Raw genomic sequence first — 8,047 nt, 5'->3', positions numbered from 1 at the left:
ACCCCGCACCGACCCGCCTAGGATCTGCCCGTGGCACTCCGCACCGACCTCCCGTCGCCCGACGAGCGACCACAGGAAGCCAAGCCGGCCGAGGCCGTCGAGACGGCAGAGCCGGCAGAGCCGGCAGCACAGGTCGTCCACCTGCTCGAGCTCCTTGCCGCGGATGCCCCGGTCGCCGAGGTCGCGGCGGCGTCGGCTCCGGCCGCTGCACGGGACCTCGCGCTGCGGATCGCGGGCGCCCGGGAGGTCCACCAGCACCGGGAGGCCGGGCTGGCGGCACTGCTCGACACGGCACGGGAGCTCGCGACCGAGAGCGACCCGGGTTCGGTCCTCGACGCCATCGTGCGCCGCGCGCGTCGCCTCGTCGGGACCGACCTCACCTACCTCACGCTCTACGATCCCGAGGCCGGCGACACCTTCATGCGCGCCACCGACGGCTCCGTCTCAGCCGTCTTCCAGTCGGTCCGCCTCGCGCTCGGGGCCGGCCTCGGCGGTCTCGTCGCCTCGACGCACAAGCCCTACTGGACCGCTGACTACTGGGCCGACGAGCGGTTCCGGCACACGTYCGAGATCGACGGCGCGGTCGGCGAGGAGGGCCTCATCGCCATCTGCGGGACGCCGCTCATCGTCGAGGACCACTTCGTCGGGGTGCTCTTCGCCGGCAACCGGTCTCCCCGTCCGTTCACCCGCGAGGAGGTCGGGTTGCTGGGCAACCTCGCCACCCTCGCCGCCGTCACCCTCGTCCAGACCCGTGCCCTCGCCGACGCGGAGAACGCCCTGGCCGCGCTGTCGGAAGCGCACGAGACGGTCCGTCACTACGCCGACGGCGTCGAGAAGGCTGCGGCCGCGCACGACCGCTTCGCCTCACTGGTGCTCGGTGGTGGCGGTGTCGACGACATCACGCACGCCCTCGCCGAGCTGCTCGGCGGGTGGGCCGTCCTCGTCGACGAGAACGGCACCCGACACAGCGCGGCGGGTCCCGCTCCCGTGCTCGACACGTCCGGTCGCGACCCCGTCGCGTCCCTCGACGCCCTGCCGGGACTCGGCACCGGAMGCCTCGTCGAGCGCGACGGAGTGTATGCCGTCGCCGTGACCGCCGCCCGTGAGCGGCTCGGCACCATCTACGTCGGTGGGCTCACGCTGAGTGACTCGGACCAGCGGACGGTCGAGCGGGCCGGTGTGGTCACGGCCCTGGTCCTGCTCTTCGAGCGCCAGGCCGCGGACGCCCGCCAGTCGGCCCGCAACCGCCTTGTCAGCGACCTCGTCAGCGCGCGCGGGTCTCGCGACGAGCGACTGTCGATGGCACGGGCGGTCGGCTTCGACCCGCAGAAGCCGTTCTGCCTCCTCGTGCTGCGCGGCGAGGAGCCCGGCGGTCAACGGGCACTGCTCATCTCCGCCAGCGCCGCGACGGGCGACGCCTCGCTCGTCGGCACGCACGACGGTGACGTCGTCGCGCTCGTCCCCGGCACCGATCCCGACGGCTTGGCACGGGCGGTGGCTGCCCGCATCGGCAAGCGCACCTGCGTCACGGTGGCCGGTGTCGGACCGGTGAGCACCATCGACGACATCGGCGGCGCCCACGAGGAAGGGCACCGCACCGTGGGGGCGCTCATCGCGCTGGGGCACCGGGGGAAGGGTGCGGCCGCGACCCAGCTCGGCTTCGCCGGGCTCATCGTCGGCTCCGACCCGGACGTCGACGACTACGTCCGCAAGCTCCTGGGTCCTGTCCTGGACTACGACGAGCGGCGCGGCACCGACCTCGTCGGGACGCTCGCGGCATACTTCGCGGCGGGCGGGAGCCCACGCCACGCCGCAGGGACGCTGCACGTCCACGTCAACACGGTGTCGCAGCGGCTCGAGCGCATCACCGCACTGCTCGGCGCCTCGTGGCAGCAGCCCGACCACTCCCTCGAGCTGCAGATCGCCCTGCGGCTGCGCTCGCTCCAGGCTCCGGCCTGATCCGTCCGCCGTGCGTCACTGGACGGACGTCGGTGAAGTGGCGCGGGTAGCGCGGTCAGCCACGGAGCTGACGATCGAGGGCGTCGGCGACCGCAGCGACCCCACGGTCGCCGAGGATGACGTCGTAGTGGTTCGCGTCGACCTCGGTCGTGCGCACCCCGTCCGGGAGGTCGAGCGCCGCCAGTCGTCCCTCGTCATAGAGCCCTTGCGGTTCGTCGAGCAGACCGCGCCGAGCCCAGACGAGCTCGGCCCCGACGCCGTCCGCGACGGCCGTTCGCAGCCCGGCGTGGGTCTCGCGGTCGGCCATGACGTCGGCTCCGTCAGCCCGAACTGCGTCGAGCACGCAGGTGCTGTGCCACTGGCCGTCCGTGGGGTCCTGCACGAGGTCGTGCTCGATGTAGGCCCGCGCCGCGTCTCCGCCGGGACCGCTCAGCACCGGCTCCATCGCCGGGTGGGACGACCAGAAGGCGAGGTATGCCGCGGGATCGGCGAAGCGCATCGACAACCGGTCCATGGCCGGCCCGATGACCGACTGGAGGGCCGCGTCGACGTCGAGGTCGTCAGCCACGGGGAAGGCGAGCCCACCGTCGACGAGCACGGCGGCCGGGAAGCGCTCGGGCTGGCGGGCCGCGGYCAGCGCGGCGATGAAGGCGCCCATCGAGTGTCCGACGAGCACCGGGGCCGATCCGAAGACGGTGGCGATCGAGGTCAGGTCGTCCACGTGAGCGCCCAGGCCGTACGGGCCCGGGACCGAGCGGCTGTCACCGCGTCCTCGCAGGTCCGGGGCGAGGAACCGCACCGCCCCCGGACCGTGCCGAYGGCCGAGCTCGTCGGCGACCCGTCTCCATGAGAGGCCGTTGGCCGTGATGCCGTGGACTGCGAGCACGACGGGGGCATCTGCCGCAGGAGACCCCAGGCTCAGGTCGTGGATGGCGAGGCTGCCCTCCGGCAGCTCGATGACGAACGCGGACGGGGTGGTGCTCATCTGGACGCTGACCTCCTGATCAGGCGCCCGCCCAGGCCGGTCAGGCCCGACGGAGCGAAGTAGACCACGACGACGAAGAAGACGCCGAGGATGAAGAGCGGCTGGGACAGCACCTGGCGCACGACGTCGGGCAGGCCCTGGAGGGCGGCGGCGTTGCTGACCTCGACGAGCCGGGCGTCGGCATAGGTGTAGAGCACCCCGCCGATGAGGGCGCCCCAGCGGCTGCCTGCGCCGCCGAGCACCACCATGACGAGGAGGGAGAGCGTGAACTCCGAAGTGGTCAGGTGCGGGTTCGACCCCCCGAGCACGAGTGCGTGGACGATCCCCCCGAGGGCGCCGAGCGATGAGCCGACCACGAGAGCCAGGAGCCTGACGCGGTAGGTCCCGAACCCGAGGACGGCAGCGCGCTGCTCGTTCTCGCGCACGGCCGCCATCGCATGGCCGGCCCGCGACCGCACGAGCACGGTGACCGCGGCCCACGCCACGACGACGAAGCCGAGCGCCAACCAGTAGCGGTAGGGCGCGTTCGACACGCCCACGAGCAGATCGGGCACCGCGTCGCGGTCGAGCGGTCGCCCCTCCTCGCCCCCCGTGACTCCCCCGGGGTTGCGCATGACCATGATCGACGCAGCCTGCGCGAACGCCAGGGTCACCATCGCGAAGGCGATCCCGCCGACCCGGAGGGCGATCGCCCCCACGACGAGGGCGAGCACGGTCGACAGGCCGAGAGCCGCGAGCAGCGCGATCGGGAGGGGCAGCGCCCACGTCGAGAGCGAGATCGTCAGCAGGTAGCTGCCGGCGGCGACGAACAGGGCGTGCCCGAAGCTGAGCAGGCCGGTCCGGCCGAAGACGACGTCGTAGCTCAGGGCGATGCCGCCGACGACGAGGCAGGTGGCGAGCAGCTGCAGCGACCCCGGACYGTTGACCCGCCCGGGCAGGATGCCGGGCAGCTCGACGGGCACGTAGGGCAGGTAGGCGAGCACCGCCAGGACGACGAGTGCCGGCAGGACGCGCAGCGTCCGGCGCCCATCGCGGCGCCGCTCTCCCGTCCCGGTCCCCGGTGCGTCGGCCGCATCGCCCGCGAGCTCGGACCCCGAGGGCGTACGCGTGTCCGTGAGATGGCCGGTCGGCGACGTCATGTCGTCGCTCCCTTCAGGGCGGTCGGTCGGAGCAGGAGGACCAGTGCGAGCAGCAGCACGACCGACAGGTCGCCGACCCCGCTGGCCGCGTAGTAGTTCGCGAGCTGCTGGACGAGTCCCACGACGACGGCAGCCACGGCGGTGCCCGTCAGCGAGCCCATGCCACCGATGACGACGACGATGAAGGCGAAGATGAGCAGCGAGCCACCCTGCGCCGGTGAGACCGCTCCCGCGTAGTGCGAGTACAGCGCTCCCGCCAGGCCGGCAGCAGCGCCGCCGAGGGCGAAGACGACCGTGAAGGTCCGGTGGACGTTGATGCCGAGGGCCTCGACCATCGTCCGGTTCTCGACCCCGGCCCGGATGACGAGTCCGAGGCGCGTCAGGTGCAGCAGGGCGAGGAGCCCGGCGAAGAGCACGGCTGCGACGACGACGTAGACGAAGCGGTCGTTCGGGAGCCGGGCGCCGAGCACGTCGGTCGTCTCCCCCATCCACGCGGGAGTGTCCACCGGCCGCGGGTCTGCTCCCCAGATGCCTTGTGCCGCAGCGACTCCCGCGAGCGAGAGGCCCACCGTGACCAGGACCTGCTGGGTGTGGTGGCGATAGAGGGGGCGAATCAGCACGACCTCGACGACCAGCCCCACCACGGCCCCGACCGCCACGGCAGCGATGACGGCGACGAGCAGGCGCCCGGCAACCGACCACTCGGCCGGCAGCGCGCGCATCGTCAGCCAGGCGGCATACGCGCCGGCGGTCATGAAGGCGCCGTGCGCGAAGTTGAGCACGCCCATGAGGCCGTAGATGAGGCTCAACCCGCTCGCGGCGATGAAGTAGAGCGCGCCCAGCCCGACGCCGGTGACCAGGAGGAGGACGAGGTCGCTCATGCCGCCCCCTCGCGTCGCATCGAGACCCCGAGCAGCTGACGCGTGAGGCCGACGTCCGCCACGAGGTCGGCAGCCGTCCCGCGGTGCACGACCTTGCCTGCGTCGAGGACGATGACGCGGTCGGCGATCCGCCGCACCAGTGGCAGGTTCTGCTCGACGAGGAGGATCGGGGTCGTCCGCGCCACCTCCGCCAGCACGTCGGCGACCTCGGTGACGAGCTTGGGAGCGAGGCCCTTCGTCGGTTCGTCGATGAGCAGGAGCGCGTTCTCGCGCAGCAGGACCCGCGCCAGCGACACCATCTGCTGCTGACCCCCGGACAGCGTGCCTGCTCGTTGCCCGCGGCGCGCGACGAGATCGGGGAAGAGCCGCCCGACGATCGGGGCGTCGACACCCTGGTCGGGGGCGGCCAGCCTGAGGTTCTCCTCGACCGTGAGGCCGCCGAAGACCTCGCGGTCCTCGGGCACGTAGCCGATGCCTCCGCGGATGATGCGCGCCGTCGTCGTGCTCTGGATCTCGTTGCCCTGCAACAGGATTTGACCAGTCCTGGGGGCGAGTCCAATGATCGCCTTGAGGCTCGTCGTCTTGCCCACCCCGTTGCGTCCCAGGAGCGCCGTGACGCCGGTCGCGGGGACGTCGAACGAGACGCCCTGGAGGATGTGCGAACCGCCGTAGCGGACGTGGACGTCGTGGAGCGTCAGCACGGGAGCGGCCTCGTCCGAGCCGTGGGTCGATGGATCCTGCGCGGTCACAGTGCTTCTCCCAGGTAGGCCTGCTGGACCCGTTCGTCGCCCGTCACCTCGGTCGGGGCGCCGACGGCGAGCAGCTGTCCGTGGTGCAGGACCGCGACGCGGTCGGCGAGGCCGAGCACGACATGCATGTGGTGCTCGACCATCGCGACCGCCACCCCCGAGTCGCGGACCTCGCCGATGATCTCGGTCAGGCCGTCGACGTCCTCTGCCGACACCCCGGCCATCGGCTCGTCCAGGAGCAGCACCGACGGCTCGGAGGCGAGCGCCATGGCGAGCTCGAGCTTGCGACGGTCGCCGTGCGAGAGGTCCCGAGCCCGCGCGTGGGCCTGACCGGGCATACGCACCCGGGCGAGGAGCGACTCGATGGCGTCCGACGACGCGGACCCGGCGACCCGGAACGGGGAGAAGGACGCCGTGCCGGCGGCCTGCATCGCCAGCCGCACGTTCTCCCCGGCCGTCAGCCCGTCGAAGAGGGCGGACGTCTGGAACGACCGGGCCAGCCCCAACCGTGCGCGCCGCGTGGCACTCGCTCCTGTGACGTCCTTGTCCTGCAACGTGATCCGTCCGCTCGAAGGTCTGGTCACACCACTCAGGATGTTGACGAACGACGACTTGCCCGCCCCGTTGGGGCCGATGATGCCGAGCAGCTCACCGGCCCCCACGGTCAGGGAGACGTCGTCGAGGATCGTGGCGCCGCCGACCTTCCAGCCGACCGCCTCTGCACTGATCACGACGCGAAGTGCCTGATCACTTGAAGGGAGTGACCGGCGGCGCGACGGCCGACGCCTGGAGCGTGTCGACGAGCTGCGGGACGACGTTGCTGCCGTCCTTCTTCAGCGTGGCCGTGAACATCGGCTGGAGCAGGGCGTGGTCCTCGGCGCGGATCTCGAGCGCGCCCTTCGGGCCGTCGAACTTCCAGCCCTCGAGCGAGCTCACCATCTTGTCGACGTTGCCGCCGCCCGACTCGAGCGCGTGCACGATCATCTGGCCCGCGACGAAGCCGTCGTTGGTGAACAGGTCGACCGTGGCGCCCTGCTTCTCGAGTCCCGCGTCCAGGGCCTGGTAGGCCGGGTTGTCGGCCGCGCCCTCGAAGAAGTGCGAGAGGAAGTTGATCTTCGTCGCGACCTCACCGAAGAGGGTGTGCGTCGCCTTGATGTCGAGACCGGTGACGACCTTCGTGGAGTCGAAGACGCCCTGCTGGCCGAGGGTCGTCCACATCGCCGTGGCGTTGGCACCGGCCCAGGCGACGAAGAGCAGGTCGGGAGTGCCGCCCTTGACCTTGGTCGCGAACGGGGTCAGGTCGGTCGCGGCCGACGGGACCTCGACCGAGCTGACCGCGGCGCCCTTGGCGCCGAGGACCGCCGTGACGGCTGCGACGTTGGCCTTGCCGAAGGCGCTGTCCTGCGCGAGAACCGTGACCTTCTTGCCCTTGACGTCGCCCAGCATGCTCCCAGCCGTCGCGACGTCCTGGTAGGTCTGGCGTCCCGACCGGAAGGTGTAGCGGTTGGCACCCGTGACGGCGTCGGCGGCGGCCGGACCCGAGATGAAGAGGACCTTGTTGTCCTTCGCCAGCGGCGCCACCTGCAGCGCCACGCCGCTCGAGGTCGAGCCGGCGATGATCGTGTTGCCCTGACCGATGAGGTCGGTGGCCGACGCGACGGCCTTGGCCGGGTCGCCGGCGTCGTCCTGCTCGGTGATCTGGATGGTGCGACCGGCAACGGCACCGGTCCCCTTCGTCGCGTAGTCGATGCCGGCCGTGAGTCCCTGGCGGTACTGCTTGCCGTAGCTCGCCAGCGGCCCGGACTTGGAGTAGACGAGGCCCACCTTGTACGGCGCGCCGGAACCACCGGAGGCGCCGGCGGTGCCGTTGTCGCCCGACGGTGCCCCTGGCTGGCCGGGGGACCCGCAGGCCGCGACGGACAGCGTGATCATGACGCTCGCGAGCGCGAAACTCCACCGCTTGGACACCGATGTCCTCCACCTCTGGCGGGCGCTCGCGCCTTTGCTGCAACGAGATTCGTTGACGCCCAACCGTTTCGGCGAAAGTAGTTCAGGCTCGAACGACCCGTGGTGGGACCTGCCACCACAAAGACCCCGCCGGCATGTGGCTCGCCGCCACCTCTCCCGACATACGTTCTCCCACCGGGGTGTCACAGGACGGGCTGCTGTCTCGTCCAGATGGGTGTACGCAGGAAACGAGCGAAGGAGCGCGTGATGAGGATTCTGGTGGCAGGAGCGACGGGTGCGATGGGGCGCCAGCTGGTGCCGCGTCTGGTGCGAGCCGGGCACGAGGTCCACGGCATGACCCGCAGCGAGTCGAAGCAGGTCCTCGTG

Annotated in this window: 8 protein-coding genes; 2 read left to right on the top strand and 6 right to left on the bottom strand. The window is 71.6% G+C overall.

Going from position 1 to position 8,047, the window contains the following annotated elements:
• Window positions 1–30 precede the first annotated feature (30 nt).
• A complete protein-coding gene (locus AC1DP0_RS14200) occupies window positions 31–1,959 on the top strand; it encodes a helix-turn-helix domain-containing protein (RefSeq protein ID WP_478085195.1) in 1,929 nt (642 codons plus the stop codon).
• 55 nt (window positions 1,960–2,014) lie between these two features.
• On the opposite strand, the gene AC1DP0_RS14195 is transcribed toward AC1DP0_RS14200, so the two are convergent.
• The 6 genes from AC1DP0_RS14195 to AC1DP0_RS14170 are packed head-to-tail and all read right to left on the bottom strand — an operon-like array spanning window position 2,015 to window position 7,681.
• Complete coding sequence (locus AC1DP0_RS14195; protein WP_478085194.1) at window positions 2,015–2,944, bottom strand: alpha/beta fold hydrolase; 930 nt, start codon at window positions 2,942–2,944, stop codon at window positions 2,015–2,017.
• The gene (locus AC1DP0_RS14190) at window positions 2,941–4,083 is read right to left on the bottom strand and encodes a branched-chain amino acid ABC transporter permease (protein ID WP_478085193.1); all 1,143 of its coding nucleotides are present in this window, start codon (window positions 4,081–4,083) and stop codon (window positions 2,941–2,943) included. Before AC1DP0_RS14190 ends, AC1DP0_RS14195 begins: the two co-directional genes overlap by 4 nt.
• The gene (locus AC1DP0_RS14185; RefSeq protein ID WP_478085192.1) at window positions 4,080–4,964 is read right to left on the bottom strand and encodes a branched-chain amino acid ABC transporter permease; all 885 of its coding nucleotides are present in this window, start codon (window positions 4,962–4,964) and stop codon (window positions 4,080–4,082) included. The genes AC1DP0_RS14190 and AC1DP0_RS14185 overlap by 4 nt, the downstream gene beginning before the upstream one ends.
• Window positions 4,961–5,713 (bottom strand): ABC transporter ATP-binding protein, encoded by a 753-nt coding sequence (locus AC1DP0_RS14180; protein WP_478085191.1) that lies wholly within the window; start codon window positions 5,711–5,713, stop codon window positions 4,961–4,963. Before AC1DP0_RS14180 ends, AC1DP0_RS14185 begins: the two co-directional genes overlap by 4 nt.
• On the bottom strand, window positions 5,710–6,444 hold the full coding sequence (locus AC1DP0_RS14175) for an ABC transporter ATP-binding protein (protein WP_478085190.1): 735 nt from the start codon (window positions 6,442–6,444) through the stop codon (window positions 5,710–5,712). Before AC1DP0_RS14175 ends, AC1DP0_RS14180 begins: the two co-directional genes overlap by 4 nt.
• 16 nt (window positions 6,445–6,460) lie before the next feature.
• Window positions 6,461–7,681, bottom strand: coding sequence for a substrate-binding domain-containing protein (locus tag AC1DP0_RS14170; RefSeq protein WP_478085189.1), 1,221 nt, complete (start codon window positions 7,679–7,681; stop codon window positions 6,461–6,463).
• A 210-nt stretch (window positions 7,682–7,891) separates the two neighbouring features.
• Between AC1DP0_RS14170 and AC1DP0_RS14165 the strand changes: the two genes are divergently transcribed.
• On the top strand, window positions 7,892–8,047 hold a 156-nt coding region (locus tag AC1DP0_RS14165; protein ID WP_478085196.1), incomplete at its 3' end, for an NAD-dependent epimerase/dehydratase family protein.

Source organism: Terrabacter sp. P5_B1, assembly GCF_056400505.1.
This window is presented reverse-complemented; position numbering and strand designations above follow the sequence as displayed.

What these genes read in the sequence shown, in the direction of transcription:
- AC1DP0_RS14185 (WP_478085192.1), bottom strand. Translation starts at nt 4,964, where the DNA reads ATGAGCGACCTCGTCCTCCTCCTGGTCACCGGCGTCGGGCTGGGCGCG.